The organism is Streptomyces sp. NBC_00286 (assembly GCF_036173125.1).
Lineage (GTDB): Bacteria > Actinomycetota > Actinomycetes > Streptomycetales > Streptomycetaceae > Streptomyces.
The window spans coordinates 3,337,175-3,358,448 of the sequence record NZ_CP108054.1 but is presented as its reverse complement, the minus strand read 5'-3'; the positions used below and the strand labels follow the sequence as shown (position 1 = coordinate 3,358,448).

The following is a 21,274-nucleotide window of genomic DNA, read 5'->3' as shown; positions in this document are numbered from 1 at the left end:
CAGCACACATTAGCCCGGTGAGGGGACACACACGCTGCGTCCAAGAACGCCAGGAGCGAACAGCGGACGGGAACAAAGGGATGGCCCCCGCCGCTCGCGAGCCGTCAGTGGTGCTCGCTGCCGTGCAGCGGGAAGCCTGCGATGCCGCGCCAGGCCAGCGAGGTCAGCAACTGCACCGCCTGGTCGCGCGGCACGCTGCGGTCGCTGTGCAGCCAGGAGCGCGCCACCACCTGTGCGAGTCCGCCCAGCCCCGAGGCGAGGAGCATCGACTCCGCCCTCGAGAGGCCGGTGTCCTCCGCGATGACGTCGCAGATCGCCTCCGCGCACTCGAATGTGACCTTGTCCACGCGCTCCCGCACCGCGGGCTCGTTCGTCAGATCCGACTCGAAGACCAGCCGGAACGCGCCGCCGTCGTCCTCGACGTACGCGAAGTACGCGTCCATCGTGGCCCGTACGCGCTGCTTGTTGTCGGTCGTCGAGGCCAGGGCGCCCCGCACCGCCTGGAGCAGGGACTCGCAGTGCTGGTCCAGCAGGGCCAGGTAGAGGTCGAGCTTTCCCGGAAAGTGCTGGTAGAGCACCGGCTTGCTGACTCCCGCGCGCTCGGCGATGTCGTCCATCGCGGCCGCGTGATATCCCTGCGCGACGAACACTTCCTGGGCTGCGCCGAGGAGCTGGTTACGTCGGGCACGGCGCGGCAGGCGTGTGCCCCGCGGGCGCGCCGCCTCTGTCTGCTCGATGGCTGTCACGCCGCCTCCCAAAATCGTCCACGTGCGGTGTGCGCCGCGCGGCCATCGTACTTTTCAGTAACCGTGCTGTGCGCGGTGCGAAGGCAGAATTTCACGGACCGGACGCCGCTGAAAACAGGGCAGAGCACATCAAATACGGGCATTCCTGGCAGTCCAGCCCCCGGTGACCGCCTCCGAGCGGTCACCGGTCATCGTGCCGTTTCCGCCTCACCGGTGGTCGTCCGCGTCTTCGGCGTCTTCACCGGTAGTCGTCCTCGTCGAGTTCGACGATCCTTGCCTGCTCCGCGCGGTCCGCCTCGTTCGCGTCGGCCAGGTTGCCCGCGTTTGCGCCGGTCAGCGGCTCGTCACGGTGGGGTGCGAGCTCCGCGTGCTGTTCGGCGGCGTCGGCCTCGGGGGCCTCCACGTCGAATTCGGTGGATTCGGTGGTCGTGGAATCGGCTTCGTCGAGAGTCTCGGGGTCGTTGGGGTCGACGGTCATGGAGTCCTCTTCCCGAGCGGTGCGAGTGCCTGCTTGCACAAGTACGTGTGCCCTCGTTCAGGAAGCGTATGAGAGCGCGGATCGAGTCGCTACGCGATCCCAGGGCGGTCCGTCGCGATACAGCCGGGTTCACGGAATTCGATGGGGACTTGTGATGGCGAACACACGATCCACCACGTGATCGTCTCGTAACATTGCTCCATGTCTTCGACCGAACTGCCGTCCGTCCTCGCCACCTCTGTCGCGCCGAAAGTCGGTGCCGTCAGGGTGGCGGCGGGGGAGCGGCTGCGCTCGGTCGGGTTGCCCGGGATCACGCTGACGATCCGGTCGAGACCGCCGGCCCGTGAGGGGCTGCCGCCCGCGCTGTATGTGCATGGGCTGGGCGGTTCCTCGCAGAACTGGTCGGCGCTGATGCCCCTCCTGGACGGCCTCGTGGACAGCGAGGCCGTTGATCTGCCGGGCTTCGGCGACTCGCCGCCGCCGGACGACGGCGACTACTCGGTGACCGGGCACGCGCGCGCGGTCATCCGCTATCTCGACTCGGCCGACCGCGGCCCCGTGCACCTCATCGGGAACTCGATGGGCGGCGCGGTCACGACGCGCGTCGCGGCCGTACGCCCCGATCTCGTCCGGACGCTCACACTGGTGTCGCCCGCGCTGCCCGAGGTCCTGGTGCAGCGCTCGGCGGTGCCGACAGCCCTGCTGGCGCTGCCCGGGGTGGCGAGCGCCTTCACCCGCTTCACCAAGGATTGGTCCGCCGAGCAGCGCGTACGGGGCGTCATGGCGCTCTGTTACGGCGATCCGACCATCGTGACCCCCGAAGCGTTCCGCAACGCGGTCGAGGAGATGGAGCGGCGGCTCGCCCTCCCGTACTTCTGGGACGCCATGGCGCGCTCGGCCCGCGGCATCGTGAACGCGTACACGCTGGGCGGCCAGCACCGGCTGTGGCGTCAGGCCGAGCGGGTGCTCGCCCCGACGCTGCTCATATACGGCGGCCGTGACCAGCTCGTCTCGTTCCGCATGACCCAGCGCGCGGCCCGGGCTTTCCGCGATTCCCGGCTGCTCACGCTGCCGGACGCGGGGCACGTGGCGATGATGGAGTACCCCGAGACCGTGGCCACCGCCATCCGGGAACTTCTCGCAGACACCGGCGAGTTGGCCGACGCCGACAGCGCGACGACCGGCACCATGAAGACCGGAACAACGAAGAGTGCGGGGAGCTGAGGCGGCGCGTGGGACGTCACAGCCGACGTGGGTCGGCCCGCAAGGGCGACACCACCGACACCCCGGTGGTCGCGGGAAGCCGCCCGGAACCGGCCACCGGACGCCGCCGGGCTCCCTCTGGGCCGCAACCCCAGCCGCAGCCGCCACCGACGAGGGGCGGCGGTCCCGGCACTCCGGCGGGTGGGGTACCTCGGCTGCCTGATGGGTGGGTGCCGCGGCCGGACGCGCAGGGGGTTCCGCGCTTCCCTGACGGGACGCCTGCGGGCGGAGTTCCGCGGTATGCGGATGGCACACCGGCTCGTGGCGTTCCGCAGTACGCGGACGGCACTCCGGCGCATGGGGTTCACCGGCTGCCGGACGGTACGCCCGCGCAGGGGGTTCCGCGGTTGCCTGACGGATCGCCAGCTCACGGCGTACCTCGGTTCTCTGACGGTACGTCGGCTCATGGCGTCCCGCGGCTTCCTGACGGGACGCCCGCTCATGGCGTTCCGAGGTACCCCGATGGCACGCCTGCTCACGGTGTCCCCCAAGTCCGCGGTGCGCATCCCGAGCAGCGGGAATCCGGCGGTGGCTGGGGGGTGTTCAGCGGGGCGCCCGGATACGGCGCGCCTCAGGGGGCGTACCCGGGGAGACCGGGCGCATCGCAGGCCGAGGGGCCCGGGCCCGCCATACCGCAGCAGCGGCAGGCGCCGCATCCCGCGCAGGGTCCCCGCCAGGACTACGTCGACGCCTTCGAGCGGGACGACAACGTCTTCGCGTCGCGTACCGGCGACCAGGCCCTCCGCTCGGACCCGTACTACTCCGCCGTCGACTCCACCGACCGGTACCTCGACCCCGCGGAAACCGAGCACAAGGCGCCCTCGGAGCCCTATCTTCCGGATGCGCCCTCGGAGCCGTATCTGCCGGAGAAGGCCAAGGGCGGCAAGGGCTGGACCTTCACCGGGGTCGCGGCCGCCGCCGTCACCACCGTGCTCGCCGTCGTCGTGGCCGGGCAGGTGGTCACCGACGGGCGCGAGGACACCTCCGCGCGCCCGCCGACCGTGGGCGGCGCGGACCGGGAAGCCAAGGACGCCGCGGCGCGCGGCGACACCAGGCCGACGCCTCCGTCCGAGGTGGAGGGCGCGACTCCGCCGTCGTACGCGCAATTGGTGGCGAAGAAGTACCCGCTGGCCGCGAACCTCAAGGGCGGCGGGGAATTCGAGGCGATCCGCGGTGTCGACCAGGCGCCCGGCACGGGACAGAAGATCACCTACCGCGTCGACGTCGAGAAGGGCCTCGGCCTCGACGGCACCCTCTTCGCGCAGGCCGTGCACAAGACTCTGAACGACGAGCGGAGTTGGGCCCACGACGGGGCCCGTACCTTCGAGCGGGTCTCCACCGGGCAGCCCGACTTCGTCATCACGCTGGCCAGCCCCGGCACCACGGCGGTCTGGTGCGCCAAATCGGGCCTGGACACCACCGTGGACAACGTCTCCTGCGACTCCGCGGCCACCGACCGCGTGATGATCAACGCGTATCGCTGGGCTCAGGGCGCCCAGACTTACGGCGACAAGATGTACGCGTACCGGCAGATGCTGATCAACCACGAGATCGGCCACCGGCTCGGCTACGGCCATGTGACCTGCGACAAGGACGGCGAACTCGCGCCCGTCATGCAACAGCAGAGCAAGTTCCTCGAGCACGACGGAATCCGTTGCCGGGCCAACCCCTGGCCGTTTCCCGGGGCTTGAGACGCTTGCGGCACGTACGCGATTGATCTCTTAGCGCGACGAAACGCGATTCGCACGGGAAAGTTACGACCGTTCACCCCTTTTGGTGGCGCGATGGACAACCGTCCATCGCGCCACGGTCATGTCCGCGTACGTTCGTCCCGCTGTGAGTCGCCGGGCAACGGCGGCTCCCCATACGGAAGATCAGGGGTGCACTCGTGCGCATCGGACTGCTTACGGAGGGTGGCTATCCATATCTGAGCGGTGACGCCAGGCTCTGGTGCGACCGGCTTGTACGCGGGCTCGGGCAGCACGACTTCGACGTCTACGCGCTCAGCAGGAGCGAGCGACAGCAGGGCGAGGGCTTCGTCGAGCTGCCGCCCCAGGTGGGCCGCGTGCGCACGGCGCCGTTATGGACCGCGGGCGATGACGGCGTGGCGTACGGCCGCCGGGCGCGGCGGCGGTTCGCCGAGTGCTACGGGGAGTTGGCGGCGGCGGTCTGTGCGGGGGATGCCGTTATGGAGGGCGCTGCATCGGCCTCAGGGGATGGCTCATTGGATGTGGCGGACCGTTTCGGCAGTGCGTTGTACGGGCTTGCCGAACTCGTCCGGGATGCGGGCGGCGGCCTGACCAGTGCCCTGCGTTCCGAAACCGCTGTGCGTGCCCTCGAGAGCGCCTGCCGCGCGCCCGGCGCATTGCGCACCGCGCGCGGGGCGCGCGTCCCGGATCTGCTCACCGTCGCCGACCGGATCGAGCGCACCCTGCGCCCCCTGTCGCTCGACTGGTACGGCGAGCAGGACGGACTCGGCTCCGTCGACCTGTGCCACGCCACGTCCGGGGGAGCCGCGGCCCTGCCCGGGCTGCTGGCCCGGCACTTCTGGGGCGTGCCGCTGTTGGTCACGGAGTACGGCGTGCGGTTGCGGGCGCACTACTTGGACTCGCGCGAGGAGTCAGGGCCGGTGCGGGCGCTGCTCGCGGCCTTCCACGGCCGGCTCGCGGCCGAGATGTACCGGCAGGCCGCCCTCATCACGCCCGGCAATACGCACGCCCGCCGCTGGCAGGAGCGCTGCGGCGCCGACCGCGCCAAGCTCCGTACGGTCTATCCGGGCATGGAGGCCTCCCCCTTCTGGGAGGTGGGCGAACGAGCGGACTGTGCCGATCCGGACACGCTGGTCTGGGTCGGGCGGATGGAGCCCGACAAGGACCTCGTCTCGCTGCTGCACGCCTTCGCGGCGGTCCGCAAGGAACGGCCGAGGGCGCGGCTGCGGATCATCGGCGCGCCTGTCGAGGGGCCGGCTGGGGCCGCGTATCGGGCGGACTGCAAGATGCTGGCCGCGCGGCTCTTCCCCGATGAGGTGGGAGGCGTACGCGAGATCGGTGGCCGTCCGGGGTCGCGGGTGCCGCCTGTGTCGTTCGAGGAGATCGGCGGGCCGGAGGTGCCGAGTCTCGCGGAGGCGTACGCGGCCGGGGCCGTGGTCGTGCTGTCGAGCGTCGTCGAGGGCTTCCCGAACGGCCTTGTCGAGGCGATGTTCTGCGGGCGCGCCACGGTGTCCACGGACGTCGGCGCGGTCGTGGAGGTCATCGGCGGTACGGGTCTGGTGGTGCCGCCGCGCAATCCGCGGGCGCTCGCCGAGGCGTGCGTCGCCCTGCTGCGCGACCCCGAGCGCCGTGCACTCCTCGGCGCGGCGGCACGCGCGCGTGCCCTCGAACTGTTCACCGTCGAGCAGAACATCGCGGCGTTTCATGGCATTTACCTGGAGATCGTCTCGCACAGCCCGGTCCGCCGAGCCGCCACCGATGAACCGCTGCCCTTCGCGGTACCGGCCGAGGCCCATGTGCGGGCTCGCTGGGCCGAGTCCGGAACCCGGCCTGCGTCGGTGAGCGGTCCGCGGTGGGCCGTGGGGGTTGCGGGGGCGGCGGGCGCTCTGCCGGGATCCGGGGCTGCGGGTGCTCGGCTGGGTTCTGGGGCGGCGGGGGTTGCGGCGAGGTCCGGGGCGGCGGGCGCTCTGCCGGCATCCGGGTCGGCGGGCGCTTGCCCTGGGTCCGGGGCGGCGAGTGCCGGTTCCGGCGCGGCGCAGGAGCCGGTTCCCGCCGGGAAGGGGACGCGATGAGCGGGCGGCAGCGCGACGTGGACCTGCCGGGGGCGCCGGGCGGTGCCGCGGTGCGGGATGCGGTCGCTTCCGATGAGGAGTGGCTGGTGACGGCTGGAGCGCTGAGCGCCCCGGATATCCCGGGGGCGCGGGCCTCGTCGGACGAGTCCAGCAGCCAGGTCGCCGTGGACCCCGTGAAGGCGCTGATGCACCGTCACCGGGAGCTGTGCGAACGGGCCGTGGATCCGCTGGAGATCGCGGCCGGTTTGGAGGCGCACGGGGTGACCGACCGAACCGTGGCCCGGTTCCGGCACCGTGACGTGTTCTCGCTGGCCGAGGAGATCTACGCGCGCGTGCCCCGCGACGGCGAGACCAGTCCCAGCGCGCCTGCCGTCAACCTCCCCAAGGCGCAAGTCAGTTGGGCCGTGCTCACCCTGCTGCCGGGCGCCGTATGCGCGGCGGCGGTGACTGGGCTGCGCCTCACCGAGGCCCGGCTGCACCTCGCCGTCACGGTCGCCGTCCTGGGCGTACTCGCCATCGCCCTGTGCCTGCGCCTGGCCCTTGGCCGCGGCCCCCTGCACGCCCCGCGCGCGGGGCGCACGACAAAGGGCACGTGCGCGTGGATGTGCTGGCTGCTCGCATACGCCCTCCTCGGCGACGGTCTGCTCGGCGCCGCCCTCGCGGGTGGCCCGTACAGCTGGCCGAACGGTGACGCTGACAGCCCCTGGCCCCTGCCCGTCGCGTCGGTGACGGCCCTCTCCCTGGCCTGCGCCCCGGCCGCTTGGTGCGCCCACCTCTTCGCCGTGCGCGCCCGGCGCAGACTGGCCGCCGGCCGAACTCTCAAGGAGTTCGCCGCCTCCGTACGCCCTCTGCTCCTGGGCGTGTTCGGGCTGTTCCTCTGCGCCCTGGGCGGCCTGCTCGTGCTGTGCGAGACCCTGCTGGACGAGCCCGCCGATCCCGCCGCGTACGCCGGAATCGGCGCCCTCGGCGCGCTCCTGCTGCTCGCCCGGCTGCTCACCGTGCGCGGCTTCCGGCACGCCCCGGCCGTCGTACTGGCCGCCGCCGGTGCGGCCGAGGTGACGGCTGTGGCGAGCGTCTTCGCGGGCCGCCTGCCCGGCTGCTCGTTCCTCGCCGTTCCCATCGAGACCGTGACCGCCGCATGGGGGCCCGGTGTCGTGCCGGCCCTCGTATGTGGGGCCGCGGCGCTCGTACTCCTGGTCCACGCGACCAGGACCCTCACCCGGGCCTCGGCCCACGCGTATGACGGTGGGGCGCCGTGAACCACACCCCGGGCCCGCCACCCGGCCGCCGTGCCGAGCCCGGCCCTCCGGCGGGGCCGACACCGCGGCCCTCCCTGACGAACCATCGCAACACCCTTGAAGGAGACACAAGATGATCACCCTCCGTATCGGAGAATCCACCCCGGGAGCCGCCCGATGAGGGTGCTGCTGATCGGAGCCAACGGATTTCTGGGCCGGTACGTCGCCGACCGACTCCTCGCCGACCCGGCCGTGCAGCTCACCGCGCTCGGCCGGGGCGACGACGCGGATGTACGGTTCGACCTCTCCAGCGGCAGCCCGGGCGCACTGACCCGCTTCCTGGACGCGGTGCACCCCGGCGTCGTCATCAACTGCGCCGGCGCCACCCGAGGCGGCGCCCGCGAACTGACCCGGCACAACACCGTCGCCGTCGCCACCGTCTGCGAGGCCCTGCGCCGCAGCGGCTGCGGCGCGCGCCTCGTGCAGATCGGCTGCGGCGCGGAGTACGGCCCCAGCCAGCCCGGCTCCTGCACGGCCGAGGACGCGACGCCGCGCCCCGGCGGCCCGTACGGCGTCAGCAAGCTCGCCGGCACCGAACTCGTCCTGGGCTCCGGCCTGGACGCCGTCGTCCTGCGGGTCTTCTCGCCCGCCGGACCCGGCACACCCGCCGGCTCGCCCCTCGGCCGCCTCGCCGAGGCCATGCGTCGCGCCATGCAGTCCGGCGACGGCGAACTGAAGGTGGGCGGACTCGGCATCCAGCGCGACTTCATCGACGTACGCGATGTCGCGCGCGCCGTCCATGCCGCCTCCCTCTCCGCCGCACAGGGCGTCATCAACATCGGCTCCGGACGTGCCGTACGCCTCCGGGACGCAGCCGCCGTCCTCGCGCGCGTGGCCGGCTACGGCGGGGCGCTGCACGAACTCGACGCCCCGCCCGGAATCGTCAGGCCATCCATCGGCCACCCCCGCTCCGAATCCGAGCACACGGCCCCGGCCGCTTACCCCTATCCCGACGGCTGCGGCAGCTGGCAGCAGGCCGATGTGCGCACCGCACGCGACCGGCTCGGCTGGCGGCCCCGGATCCACCTCGAAGAGTCCCTCGCCGATATCTGGATGGAGGCGGCATGCCGCATCTGACCCGCACCGCGGTAGGCACCGCGAGCACCGACATACGCTTCGGCTTCGGCGTCCCCGGCTATGCGCACCCCCTCGTCGCCCCTCTCGAATGGGGCCAACTCACCCGCCCCGGCACTCCCTTGCACTGGGTCGTCCTCAACGTCGCCGACGGTCCCGGCATCCGGCCCGACCCGCACTGCCTCGCCGCGGCGGGGCGACTGCGCAACGCGGGCGTCCGGGTCCTGGGACACCTCGATGTGAGATACGGCGCACGCACCTTCGGTGAGCTGATATCGGAGGCGCACCGGTATCTCGACTGGTACCGCGTGGACGGCTTCTATCTGGACCGCTGTCCCACGGACCGGACAACGCTCCCCGAGATGAGCCGTACGGCCACGACCCTGCGCGCCTTCCTCGGCGAAGGCCATATCGTCCTCGGGCACGGCTCCCACCCGCATCCCGGATATGCCGAGTTCGCCGACCAGTTGGTGACCTTCTGCGGGCCCTGGAGCGAATACCGCTGGTCGCAGGTGGCGGAGTGGACCGCCGACCACCCGCCCCAGCGTTTCTGCCACTTCGTGCACAGCGTGCCCCGCGGGCATCTCGACGAGGCGCTGCGCATAGCTCGCTGGCAGGGCGCCTCGACGATCTACTTCACCGACCGCACGGATCGCGGCGGCCGGGTCGACCCCTGGGCGACCATGCCCGGCTACTGGGACGAAATCGTCTCGCGGGTCGGAACGGGTGTCTCGGAATGAAGAGGGGCGTGGCAGTGTTACGCGAAGAACAACCGTAGTGATTGACCGACCAACGGAGTCCCCGTGTCGCTGCCACCCCTGGTCGAGCCCGCTTCTGAGCTCACCGTAGACGAGGTCCGCAGGTACTCCCGCCACCTGATCATTCCCGACGTGGGGATGGACGGGCAGAAGCGGCTGAAGAACGCCAAGGTGCTCGCCGTTGGCGCCGGCGGCCTGGGCTCGCCGGCCCTCATGTACCTGGCCGCGGCGGGCGTCGGCACGCTCGGCATCGTGGAGTTCGACGAGGTCGACGAGTCCAACCTGCAGCGTCAGATCATCCACAGCCAGGCGGACATCGGCCGCTCCAAGGCCGAGTCGGCCCGCGACAGCGTGCTCGGCATCAACCCGTACGTGAACGTGATCCTTCACGAAGAGCGGCTCGAGGCCGAGAACGTGATGGACATCTTCAGCCAGTACGACCTGATCGTCGACGGCACCGACAACTTCGCGACCCGCTACCTGGTCAACGACGCGTGCGTGCTCCTCAACAAGCCGTACGTCTGGGGCTCGATCTACCGCTTCGACGGCCAGGCCTCCGTCTTCTGGTCCGAGCACGGCCCCTGCTACCGCTGCCTCTACCCGGAGCCCCCGCCGCCGGGCATGGTCCCCTCCTGCGCCGAGGGCGGCGTCCTCGGTGTGCTGTGCGCGTCCATCGGCTCCATTCAGGTCACTGAGGCGATCAAGGTCCTCACCGGCACCGGCGAACCGCTGGTCGGCCGCCTGATGATCTACGACGCCCTGGAGATGCAGTACCGCCAGGTCAAGGTCCGCAAGGACCCCAATTGTGCGGTCTGCGGCGAGAACCCCACCGTCACCGAGCTCATCGACTACGAGGCCTTCTGCGGCGTCGTCTCCGAGGAGGCCCAGGAGGCGGCCGCCGGCTCGACGATCACTCCCAAGCAGCTCAAGGAGTGGATCGACAACGACGAGAAGATCGAGATCATCGACGTCCGCGAGATCAACGAGTACGAGATCGTCTCGATCCCCGGCGCCAAGCTGATCCCGAAGAACGAGTTCCTCATGGGCACCGCCCTGGAGACCCTGCCGCAGGACAAGAAGATCGTCCTGCATTGCAAGACGGGTGTCCGCAGTGCGGAAGTCCTCGCCGTGCTCAAGTCCGCCGGTTTCTCCGACGCGGTGCACGTCGGTGGCGGCGTGATCGGCTGGGTCAACCAGATCGAGCCCGAGAAGCCGGTGTACTAGACGCAGGCTCAGGCTGTGCGGAGAGGGGTCCGGCACCGGGTGTGCCGGGCCCCTTCCTGCTGTGCGAGCTCCTGTCGCCCGGTGGGCTACGACTCGCAGACCTTCCCGTCCTCCGGCACCTTCCCGTCCAGCAAGTACGCGTTCACCGTGCCGTCCACGCAGGAACTGCTCCCGTACGCCCCATGCCCCTCGCCCTTCCAGGTGAGCTCGATACCAACGTCCTTGCCCAGTTCGTCCGCCATCTTGCGGGCACCCTCGTACGGTGTCGCCGGGTCGCCGGTGTTGCCCACGACCAGGACGGGATCCGCTCCGGGCGCGCTGACCTCCGGGGTCTCGTGCTGACCGGCCACCGGCCAGTTGTGGCACCAGCCGGCCGTGTCCCAGCCCATGAACTCGCCGAACACGGGCGAAATCTTCCGGAACTGAGGGAGCAGCTTCTTGGTCTCCTCGGGCGTCGGCCGCTCCTTGTCGTCCAAGCACGATATGACCCGTTGTGAATGCGTCGTCGTGCCGTAACGACCCGTCGCGTCACGCTCGTTGTAATTGTCGGCGAGGGCCAGCAGCTCCGAACCGTCACCCTGCTCCGCCGCATCCAGTGCGCTGGTGAGGCCGGCCCAGGTCTGCTCGCTGTAGAGCGGCAGCACGATCCCGGTGAGCGCCAGCGTCTGTGTGAGCTTGCGGCCGCTCGATGTCGGCAGCGGCTCGGCGTCGATCCTCTTCAACAGGTCAGCGATCTTCTGGGAGCCCTCTTCGGGGTCCTGACCGGTGGACTTGAGGTAGTTGTCCAGGGCGCGCTGGAAACCGCGCGTCTGGTTCTTGGCGTGGCCGACCGTGCCCGCGCTCGGGTCGACGACCGCGTCCAGCACCAGGCGGCCTACGTTCTTGGGGAACAAGTGGGCGTAGACACCGCCCAGTTCAGTGCCGTACGAGATGCCGAAGTAGTGCAACTTCTGGTCGCCCAGCACATGCCGCATCAGGTCCATGTCGCGGGCCGTGTCGGTCGTCGAGACATGTGCCATGAGCGGGCCCGCCGACGCCTCGCAGCCCTTGCCGAAGTCGGCGGAGTCCTGGAGGTAGGAGGCCTCCTCGGCCGCGGTGTCCGGCGTGGAGTCGACCGACTCGGCGGCCTGGATCTCCTTGTCGCTGCGACAGCGCACGCCCTCGCTGGCCGCGACTCCGCGCGGGTCGAAGCTCACCAGGTCGTACCGCTTGTGCAGTTCGGTCGTCAGCGCCGCGTACGACGGCATCGTGGAGACGCCCGAGCCACCGGGACCGCCGAAGTTGAACAGCAGCGAGCCGATGCGTGAGTCCTCGTCTGTCGCCTTGGCGCGGATCAGAGCTATACCGATCGTCTCGCCCTTCGGCCTCTCCCAGTCCAGCGGGACTTTGAGCGTCGAGCACTGCCAGTCTTCGCCCGGCGCGGGGCCGTCCGAAGTGGCCTTGCAGCTGCCCCAGTCGAGCTTCTGTGAGGTGAGCGAGGCCGGAAGCTCCCCCGTCGGGCCTGACGGCGCCGCGGTCGGTGGGGCGCTGGCCTTTCCGTCGTCCTTGCCCTCGTCGGACGAGCCGCCACCGCACCCCGCCGCAAGCCCGGTGACCAGCACCGCGGCAGCGGCCAGTGCCGTGGATCGTACGAAACGCACCATGTGCCCCTTACCCCCTCGCAAGTCATCCGCACGAGCCGCGAATGACGGTCCGGCCATAGTAGGCAGACCGCGATTCAAGCCGCGTAAGCCTGTGGATAACCCTGTGACCTGCGTTTTTAGGAGCAAACCAGCCCAGTCGACGGAACCCTGCCGTCCAGCAGATAGCCGTTCACAGCCTCACGCACGCACTTGTTCCCGCTGCCGTACGCACCATGCCCCTGGCCTCGGTACGTCAACTCGACGCCGACGCCCTTGCCCAGCTCGTCCGCCATCCTGCGGGCGCCCTCGTAGGGGGTGGCCGGGTCGCCTGTGTTGCCGATCACCAGGATCGGTGCCGCTCCGGGGGCGCTCACGTCCGGGTCGTCGGCGGCTCCCGGCACGGGCCAGTCCGTGCAGCCGAGCAGACTCCACGCCACATAGTCGCCGAACAGGGGAGAGGCCGCGCGGAACTGCGGAAGCTTCGCCTCTACTTCGGCGGTGGTGTAACGCGCCTTGTTGTCCGCGCAGTTGATGGAGACGTTGGCGGCGACGCTGTTGCTGTATTCGCCGTTCTCGTTCCGTCCGTTCAGCGCGTCGGACAGCAGCATCAGAACCGTGCCGTCACCGGCGTACGCCTGCTGGAGCCCATCGGTGAGGTACTGCCAGTAATCCCGAGAGTAGAGCGACTGCAGGATGCCGCTGGCGGCGACGGACTGGGTCAGCTCGCGTGGGAAGACGCCCGGGACCGGCCGGCTGTCGAGGTCTTTGAGCAGTCGGGCGATCCGGTCCTTGACGCTCTGCGCGGTGTCGCCGATCGGGCATGCGTCCTGCTTCGAGGCGCAGTCCTCGGCGAAGTTGTCGAGCGCGAGCTGGAATCCCTTGGCCTGCCCGAGCGCACCCTCCTCCGGGTTCCGCGTCGGATCCACGACTGCGTCGAAGACGGCCCGTCCCACTTTCTTGGGGAACAAGTGGGCGTAGACACCGCCCAGTTCGGTGCCGTACGAGATGCCGAAGTAGTGCAGCCTGTCATCGTCGAGGACCTGCCGCACCAGGTCCAGATCGCGGGCCGCGTCGGTGGTGCGCACGTGCGGAAGGAGACTTCCTGAGTTCTTCTCGCAGGCCGAGTTAAACGCTTTCGTGTCCTCCAGGAGCGTTCTCCGCTCGGCGGCGTTGTCGGGGGTGGCGTCCTGTTGGAAGTACTCGTCGAGCTGCTCATCACTCTGGCACTCCACGCCCGCGCTGCCGCCGACCCCGCGCGGGTCGAAGCTGACCAGGTCGTAGCGGGTGCGCAGGTGCGCGAACTCCTTGGCGAACGCGGGCAGGGTGGCCACCCCCGAGGACCCGGGGCCGCCGAAGTTGAAGATCAGTGAGCCGATTCGATTCGCCTTAGTGCCGCTGGTCTCCGCCCGGATCAGCGCGAGCCCGATCGTGTCTCCTTGGGGCTCGTCCCAGTCGAGGGGCACCTTCAACGTCGCGCACTGCCACTTGTCGCCGTTCGGCAGAGCGGACGGGGCCTCTCCGCCTCCCTGGGCCTTGGACGGTGCCGGGCAGTCCTTCCAGCTCAGCTCCTGCGCTGCCAGGTCCTCGTCCTTGTCGCCGGCATCAATGTCGCACCCGGCGACTGTCACGGACAGCACAAGGAGGGCGGCCAGGGCAGCGGCGCGCAGCCGGAAAGGATTCGGCATGCTCCCATCCTGAGGCCGCGGGGGACGGGACGCTCGGGGCGCAGGCTGTGCGGGTGAGCGGATGGATGTGCGTCCAGGGTCGTCGGTGACGAGCGACATGCCTAGGGCAGGATGCGCCGGGCAGGCCCTATAGCGCGCCCTTACGTGTCAGATGGTTGAAGAACAGCCACCCGGGCAGCACCGGCAGCCACAGCGTGAGCAGTCGGTAGAGCAGCACAGCGGGCGCCGCGACCTCCTTGGGCAGACCGACGGCGATCAGGCCGAACGTGAGGGTCGCCTCGACCGCGCCCACGCCACCGGGCGTCGGAGCGGCCGAGCCCAGCGCGTTGCCGGCGAGGAAGACGACGGCGACGCTGGCGAGGCTGAGCGTGGGCGTGTTCTCGCTGCCGAATGCCCGGATCGACGCGTCCAGGCACATCACGAAGCAAGCCGTCAGCAGCACCATGCCGCCGATACCGGTGATGAGCTTCTGCGGTCGCTGGAGCACGTCGAGCATGCGGGGCACGACACCCGCGAAAAGCGACCGCACGCGCGTGACGACGAATTTCCGCAGGAACGGAATCGAGGTCATCACCAGCACCAGCACCGCGACCGTCAGCAGACCTGCGATCACCGTGCGCGACGGCGACAGCGATGGTGTCTTCTCCGTGCCCGTCAGATAACCGAAGGCGAGCAGCAGCAGGATGTGGCTGCCCAGGCCGAACAGCTGTGAGGCACCGACACTCGCGACCGCCAGGCCCGGCCGCACTCCCGCGCGCTGCAGGAAGCGCGTGTTGAGGGCGACACCGCCCACCGCCGCGGGCGCCACGATCTTCACGAAGGAGCCGGCGACCTGCGCCGCGACGGTCCGTAGGAAGGGCACCCGCTCGGGCACGAAGCCCAGCAGGCTCATGGCTGCCGCGAAGTAGCTCAGCGCCGAGAAGAGCACGGCCGCGGCGACCCAGCCCCAATCGGCATTGTCGAAGATCGTGCCGAACTCGAAGTGCGTGAGCTGCGACAGCAGGAAGTACGCGCCGATGGCACCGGCGATGAAGCTGATCAGCGTGCGCGGCCGGATGCGCTCAAGGCGGGCCGGTTCGACCGGCGCCTGCGGCCTGATCAGCAGCACCTGGTGACGGATCTGTGTGAGCAGATCCTCCTCGCGTGCCTCCTCCAGAGCCTCGTCGATCGCCCGCTTCTCAGAGCGCTTCTCGGCCCGTACGGCCTTCTTGTCGGGCTTTTCCAGTACGACGGGCCCGGTGGCTTCCTCAGCCTCCTCGTGTGCGCGCCCCGGCCTGGCATGCCGAGAGGCCTCCAGCACGGCCTCACGCTCCCGCTGAGCCCGCTCCCGGGCGAGTTTTCGCAGCGTCGCGCGCGTGGCGCGCGTCAGCGCGATGGGCTGCAGCATCGGCAGGCAGTCGGCGACCGTGTCGGGGCCGAGCACCTCGACCGCCGAGGCCACCGCACGCTCCGCACCGACCCGCAGCGCCAGCGTGGTCACCAGCTGGGCGATGTCCATGCGCAGCAGCAGCTCACCGGCCGCGATCTCGCCACCGCGCAGATCGGTGAGGATCACCGTGCCGGAACGATCCACCAGAATCGCGTCGCCGGCCAGCCTGCGGTGCGCGATGCGCCGCGACTGCAACGCCTGCACCTGATGCCAGGTGTCACGCAGCAACTCGTCGGTGATCTCCTCGTCCGGCAGCGAGTCCAGGGTGCGCCCGCCGGTGTGCTCGTAGACGAGCATCACGGCGTCCGGGCCCAGTTCGGAGGTGGCGATCAGCTTGGGCGCGTTGGCCCCGGCGGCGATGGCCGCGTACGCGAGAAGCGCCTCCTGCTCCAGCGCCTGGCGCAGCGACTGGAGGCTGCGACGCGTGGTGATGCCCCGCAGCGTCAGACGCCGCCACACGCGGTAGAAGAAGCCCTGCGCCTGCTGCTCACGGTCGACCACCGTGACGTCCAGCGGCCGGCCGTCCTCCAGCGTCACGAAGTACCGCCGCCCGCGGTCGCCGCCCTCTGTGGACTCCGGTGTCTCCTCGCGGGAGGCACTCACCGGATGGAAGCCGACATGCCGCAGGCCCGCCATCAGCGTCCGCCCCGTCGGCCGAACGTTCGGTGAGCCGACCGCGTACAGCGTCCCGTACGCCACGCTCCAGCCGATGAGCACCGTCAGGATGATCGAGAAGGGTGTCGTGTAGCCGGTGACCAGCATGGAGAAGGCGTCGAGCAGCAGTACCACCCACAGCACCGCACGCCAGCGTGGCCGCCGTGCCATGCCGACCGCTGTCATGTATGCGATGACCGGTGCGAGATAGCCGTGCACCGGGTCGGTGAGCGCGTGGATGTCTTGCGGCAAGGGCTGCGTGAGCGCCTTCTTGATCGAGTCCGGGGCGGCCTCGGCGACCCACAGATCGGTGGCGAGCGTCACCCCGTGCGCGAGGACGGCGGCCAGGACGCCGTCGGCGATACGCAGTCCGTCCCGCTTGATCAGCCGTTCGATGGCGAAAGCGACCGGCACCAGGAGGATCGCGATGCTCGACGCGAGACCCGCGACCTCGCTCAGCAGGTCGGGCGCCTCGTCGGTGCCCTTGTTGATGTCCTGGGCGAGTCCCGACGTCGTGCCGTGCGCGAACGCGGCGATTCCCAGCACCACCGCGACCGCGAGGATGCCCACCAGGAGGCGCATCAGATCGGAGGGACGGTGCACGCGCGCGGGGAGCAGCGGTTCGTCGCCCTCGACCGCTTCGGAGTGGGCGTCGTCGGCTTCGGGGTCCGGGGCGTCGGCGGCCGGGACGCCCTTCTTCTTGTTCGCGTTGTTCGCGTCCGAGGTGCGTTCGCCCTTCTTGTGCGCGTCCGAGGTGTGCTCGTCCGGCTCGTCGACGGTGTCCGGGCGCGACGAAACCTCAGCGGTGCCCTTCGCGTCTTCGGCGTGCGCACCCTGCTGTTTCATCGTCTCTTCTTGATCTCGTATCACCGGTCACCGCCCGCATGATGGTGGCACGCCCCACCGACACGGAGGGGCATCAGGGGGCAGTGCGGGGGCGCACAGTCTGCCCGAAGTGCCGCTCCCGGGCGAGGTTTACGCCTGGTCACCGCCCCGTCACGTTGTCGGTGGGGTGCGGCAGGATGGGGCGGATGAGTGAGGAGAGCCTTCCGGCGGACGCCCTGCCGGACTACGCGGAACGAGTCCTTGAGGTGGCCGAGCTGATCCCGCCCGGCCGCGTCATGACGTACGGGGACATCGCCGAGTGGCTCGGGGAAGGGGGGCCGCGTCAGGTCGGCCGTGTGATGGCCCTCTACGGAGGAGCGGTTCCGTGGTGGCGGGTCATACGCGCGGACGGCGTACTGCTCCCGGGGCAGGAACTGCGAGCTCTCGGCCACTACCAGGCGGAGGGCACGCCCCTGAAGGAGGCGAGCAGAGCCTCCGAGGGCCACCTGCCGCGCGTCGACATGAAGCGAGCGCGGTGGGACGGCGAGCATCGCGCAGAACATCACACTTGACAGCTTCCGCCATCGGACGCCCAAACGGGGGATCAGCAGCCTGTACGGGGGAAATTGGGCACGTCCGTGGCATGGCGTACGTTCGTGATGCGGGGGACACAAGCGCCCTGAGGGATGGGAGGGAAGAAGCGGAAGACCCCCTTCCGCTGTTCTCGCGGGCGTAGCGTCAGCGGCGCGCATCCCCCTCACCACGCGGCCACCGCCGCCCACCCGCGGCAGTAAGCCAACCAGCACACCCACCAGGACCGGCGAACCACGTGAGCTCCTCTTCCTCCACCAGGCGCCTGTCGCACCACCAGGGGCGGCAGGGGAACCGTGGCGCTTACCGACTGGTGCGTACCCCACCGGTCCAGGTGGATCCCCCTCTGCTTGACGCAGCGCAGCGGGCGGTGGTTGACCACAAGGGGGGCCCGCTGCTCGTTCTCGCAGGTCCGGGCACCGGAAAGACGACAACACTCGTGGAGTCCGTGGCCGCCCGGATCGGACGCGGCACGGACCCCGAGCGGGTCCTGGTGCTGACGTTCAGCCGCAAGGCCGCCGTCGAGCTGCGCGACCGCATGGCGCTGCGCATAGGAGCGGCCCGCGCGCCCCAGGCGACGACGTTCCACTCCTTCTGCTACGCCCTGGTCCGCGCCCACCAGGACAGCAACCTGTTCGCGGAGCCGCTCCGGCTGCTCTCCGGCCCCGAACAGGACGTGGCCGTGCGGGAACTCCTCGCCGGCCAGCCCGACCTCGAGCGGCTCGGCCTCGCCCATGTGCGCTGGCCGGACGAGCTGCGCGCCTGCCTGACGACGCGCGGCTTCGCCGACGAGGTCCGCGCGGTGCTCGCCCGCAGCCGCGAACTGGGGCTTGGTCCGGACGCCCTGGACTCGTTCGCCTCCCGCATCGGCCGCCCGGACTGGCGCGCCGCGGCCGCCTTCCTCGCCGAGTATCTCGACGTTCTCGATATGCAAGGAGTGCTCGATTACGCGGAACTGGTGCACCGCGCGGTGCTGCTCACCCGCCGTCCCGAGGTCGCCGCACGGCTCGCCGCGCAGTACGACGCGGTCTTCGTCGACGAGTACCAGGACACCGATCCGGCTCAGGTACGGCTCCTGCACGGGCTCGCGGGCAATCGAGAGGGGCAGCCCACAGGGCTTCCGCAGAAGGGCGGTGGTGGGCGAGGGGCCGGCCGCACCCTTGTCGCCTTCGGCGACCCCGACCAGTCGATCTACGCGTTCCGGGGCGCCGACGTGAACGGCATCCTCGAGTTCCCGGAGGCTTTCCCGCGCGCGGACGGCACTCCGGCGCCGGTGGAGGTCCTGAGGACGTCACGCCGGTCGGGCGCCGGGCTGCTGGCCGCCACGCGCCTGGTGACTCGCCGCATGCCTCTAACCCGCCTCCCGGCGGAGAAGGTCCGCGCCCACAGGGAGCTGACTCCCGTAGGGGACGGTGGCCGCGTCGAGGTCTACACGTACCCGACGCCCGGCACAGAGCTGGACAACATCGCGGACATCCTTCGCCGCGCCCACCTGGAAGACGGCGTGCCCTGGGGCGAGATGGCCGTCCTGGTACGCGCCGGGCACCGCACCATCCCGACCGTCCGCCGCACCCTCACCGCGGCCGGGGTCCCCCTCGACATAGACGGCGATGACCTCCCCCTGCGCCATGAACCAGCGGTGGCGCCTCTGTTGACGGCTCTCAAGGCGGTGGCCGAGGCGGCGCTCCGGGACGGAGCCGGGGCAGCCGAGCGGGCCGGAGCCACAGCCGAGGCGGGCGCCGACGGAGACGGGGCTGCTGTGGGAAATGACACTCCCGCGCGCGCGGACACCGTCACTGCTGCTCCCACCGACGATGCCTCGGAGTCGGAGTCGGAGTCGGAGTCGGAGTCGGAGTCGGAGCCGGAGCCGGAGCCGGAGCCGGAGGCTGGGCCTGGGGCCGCCGTCGCTTCGGAAGCGCCCTCGCTCGACACCGAGACCGCGTTCACCCTCCTCGCCTCCCCGCTGGCCGGTATGGACGCCGCCGATCTGCGCCGCCTGGGCCGTGCGCTGCGCGAGGAGGAGCGCGCCGGAGGCAACCTCGTCCCGCCGCCCTCGGACGAGTTGCTGGCACGGGCACTGGCCGAGCCGGAGAGGCTGGTCGCACACGACCCCTCGTACGCGCGCGGAGCCCAGCGTCTGGGCGCTCTGCTGCGCAAGGCCCGTGAGCGCCTCGCCGGCGGTGGCACGGCCGAGGAGGCGCTCTGGGACCTGTGGGACGGCACACCGTGGCCTCAGCGCCTGCAGCGGGCCGCCCGGCGCGGCGGCGCGGCCGGGCGCAACGCGGACCGCGACCTCGACGCCGTGTGCGCGCTGTTTGCGACGGCTGCACGCACCGAGGAACGCACGGGTGGCCGCGGCGCCCTCAACTTCCTGGAGGAGATCGAGGCCGAGGACATCGCCGCCGACACGCTCACCCGCAGGGCCGTACGCCCCGAGGCCGTGCGCCTGATGACGGCACACCGCTCCAAGGGCCTCGAGTGGCGCCTAGTGGTCGTTGCGGGTGTACAGGAGGGACTGTGGCCGGACCTGCGCCGTCGCGGCTCCCTCCTGGAGGCCGACCGCATCGGACGCGACGGCCTCGCCGAACCGCTCACCCCCGGAGCACTGCTCTCCGAAGAACGCCGTTTGTTCTACGTGGCCGCCACGCGCGCGCGTGAACGTCTCGTCGTCACCGCCGTGAAGGCCCCCGCCGACGACGGCGACCAGCCGTCCCGTTTCCTCACCGAACTCGGCGTCGAACCCAAGGACGTCACCGGCCGCCCCCGCCGCCCTCTGTCTGTCGCTGCCCTCGTCGCAGAGCTGCGCGCCACGATCGTCGATCTCCGCGTCTCGGACACCCTCCGGGAGGCCGCCGCCCGCCGCCTGGCCCGGCTCGCCGCGCTTGTTGACGAGGACGGCCGCCCTCTCGTGCCGTCCGCGCACCCCTACCGCTGGTGGGGCATGTACGAGCCGACCGAGAGCAAGGTTCCGCTGCGCGACCGCGACCAGCCCGTCGTGCTCTCCGGGAGTGCCCTCGACCAACTCGCCAACACCTGTGCCCTCCAGTGGTTCCTCGGTCGCGAGGTGAAGGCCGACGCCCCCGCGACCGCAGCCCAGGGCTTCGGCAATGTGGTGCACGTCCTGGCCGACGAGGTCGCCTCCGGACGCAGTCCCGCCGACCTCGCCGTCCTCATGGAGCGCCTCGACTCCGTGTGGAACGCGCTCGCCTTCGACGCGCCCTGGAAGTCGGCGCAGGAGAAGGAGCACGCGCGCGTGGCGCTCGAACGCTTCCTGAAGTGGCATGTGCTGGACCGTGCGGGCCGTACGCCGGTGGCCAGCGAGCACGACTTCGACGTCACCCTCGAAGCGGGCTCCTACGAAGTGCGCATCCGCGGCTCCATGGACCGCGTCGAGCGGGATACCGAAGGCCGCGCCTACGTAGTCGACTTCAAGACCGGCAAGCAGGCACCGACCGCCGCCGACGTGGCTCATCACCCCCAACTCGCCGTCTATCAGCTCGCCGTACGCGAGGGCGCCGTCGACGAGGCCTTCGAAGGCGAGCGCCCCGAGCCTGGCGGCGCCGAACTCGTCCAGCTCCGCCAGGGCGCCCCCAGGAAGGACGGCGGCGAGACCCTGCCGAAGGTGCAGGCCCAAGAGCCCCTCTCCGGGGAGTGGATCGGCGACCTCCTCGCCACCGCCGCGGGCAAGGTCCTCGACGAGCGGTTCACACCGACCACAGGACAGCACTGCACGCACTGCGCGTTCCGGGCATCGTGCAGCGCACGGCCCGAGGGCCGCCACGTGGTCGAGTAAGCCCGCACCCTCAGGAGCCGCACCCTCAGGCGCCGCGCCGTCAAGCGAGACCT

14 protein-coding genes are annotated in these 21,274 nt (G+C 70.6%); 9 read left to right on the top strand and 5 right to left on the bottom strand.

Annotated elements, in window-relative coordinates:
- Nucleotides 1-104: 104 nt before the first annotated feature.
- Both OHT21_RS15090 and OHT21_RS15085 read right to left on the bottom strand, forming a co-directional pair.
- On the bottom strand, nt 105-746 hold the full coding sequence (locus tag OHT21_RS15090; protein ID WP_165341618.1) for a TetR/AcrR family transcriptional regulator: 642 nt from the start codon (nt 744-746) through the stop codon (nt 105-107).
- Nucleotides 747-984: 238 nt separating this feature from the next.
- Nucleotides 985-1,224 carry a hypothetical protein gene (locus OHT21_RS15085; RefSeq protein WP_328768814.1) on the bottom strand — a complete coding sequence of 80 codons (240 nt, stop codon included), beginning with the start codon at nt 1,222-1,224 and terminating at the stop codon, nt 985-987.
- Nucleotides 1,225-1,425: 201 nt separating this feature from the next.
- Between OHT21_RS15085 and OHT21_RS15080 the strand changes: the two genes are divergently transcribed.
- From OHT21_RS15080 to moeZ, 7 genes are all read left to right on the top strand, one after another.
- On the top strand, nt 1,426-2,448 hold the full coding sequence (locus OHT21_RS15080; RefSeq protein WP_328768813.1) for an alpha/beta hydrolase: 1,023 nt from the start codon (nt 1,426-1,428) through the stop codon (nt 2,446-2,448).
- A 578-nt stretch (nt 2,449-3,026) separates the two neighbouring features.
- The gene (locus tag OHT21_RS15075) at nt 3,027-4,178 is read left to right on the top strand and encodes a DUF3152 domain-containing protein (RefSeq protein WP_443050365.1); all 1,152 of its coding nucleotides are present in this window, start codon (nt 3,027-3,029) and stop codon (nt 4,176-4,178) included.
- A 197-nt stretch (nt 4,179-4,375) separates the two neighbouring features.
- On the top strand, nt 4,376-6,268 hold the full coding sequence (locus tag OHT21_RS15070) for a DUF3492 domain-containing protein (RefSeq protein WP_328768810.1): 1,893 nt from the start codon (nt 4,376-4,378) through the stop codon (nt 6,266-6,268).
- A complete protein-coding gene (locus OHT21_RS15065; protein WP_328768809.1) occupies nt 6,265-7,527 on the top strand; it encodes a hypothetical protein in 1,263 nt (420 codons plus the stop codon). The genes OHT21_RS15070 and OHT21_RS15065 overlap by 4 nt, the downstream gene beginning before the upstream one ends.
- A gap of 156 nt (nt 7,528-7,683) precedes the next feature.
- Complete coding sequence (locus tag OHT21_RS15060) at nt 7,684-8,643, top strand: NAD-dependent epimerase/dehydratase family protein (protein ID WP_328768808.1); 960 nt, start codon at nt 7,684-7,686, stop codon at nt 8,641-8,643.
- The gene (locus OHT21_RS15055; protein WP_328768807.1) at nt 8,631-9,380 is read left to right on the top strand and encodes a spherulation-specific family 4 protein; all 750 of its coding nucleotides are present in this window, start codon (nt 8,631-8,633) and stop codon (nt 9,378-9,380) included. The genes OHT21_RS15060 and OHT21_RS15055 overlap by 13 nt, the downstream gene beginning before the upstream one ends.
- A gap of 63 nt (nt 9,381-9,443) precedes the next feature.
- Entirely contained in the window at nt 9,444-10,622 is a 1,179-nt protein-coding gene (gene moeZ, locus OHT21_RS15050; RefSeq protein WP_328768805.1) for an adenylyltransferase/sulfurtransferase MoeZ, read from the top strand.
- An 86-nt stretch (nt 10,623-10,708) separates the two neighbouring features.
- Here moeZ and OHT21_RS15045 read toward each other — a convergent pair whose 3' ends face one another.
- The 3 genes from OHT21_RS15045 to OHT21_RS15035 form a co-directional block, all read right to left on the bottom strand.
- Entirely contained in the window at nt 10,709-12,265 is a 1,557-nt protein-coding gene (locus OHT21_RS15045) for an alpha/beta hydrolase (RefSeq protein ID WP_328768804.1), read from the bottom strand.
- A 116-nt stretch (nt 12,266-12,381) separates the two neighbouring features.
- Entirely contained in the window at nt 12,382-13,929 is a 1,548-nt protein-coding gene (locus tag OHT21_RS15040; protein ID WP_328768803.1) for an alpha/beta hydrolase, read from the bottom strand.
- A 127-nt stretch (nt 13,930-14,056) separates the two neighbouring features.
- Nucleotides 14,057-16,858, bottom strand: coding sequence for a lysylphosphatidylglycerol synthase transmembrane domain-containing protein (locus tag OHT21_RS15035; protein WP_328768802.1), 2,802 nt, complete (start codon nt 16,856-16,858; stop codon nt 14,057-14,059).
- 185 nt (nt 16,859-17,043) lie between these two features.
- Between OHT21_RS15035 and OHT21_RS15030 the strand changes: the two genes are divergently transcribed.
- Complete coding sequence (locus tag OHT21_RS15030; RefSeq protein ID WP_328768801.1) at nt 17,044-17,409, top strand: MGMT family protein; 366 nt, start codon at nt 17,044-17,046, stop codon at nt 17,407-17,409.
- Between the two features lie 257 nt (nt 17,410-17,666).
- Nucleotides 17,667-21,221 (top strand): ATP-dependent helicase, encoded by a 3,555-nt coding sequence (locus OHT21_RS15025; protein WP_328768800.1) that lies wholly within the window; start codon nt 17,667-17,669, stop codon nt 21,219-21,221.
- Nucleotides 21,222-21,274 lie beyond the last annotated feature (53 nt).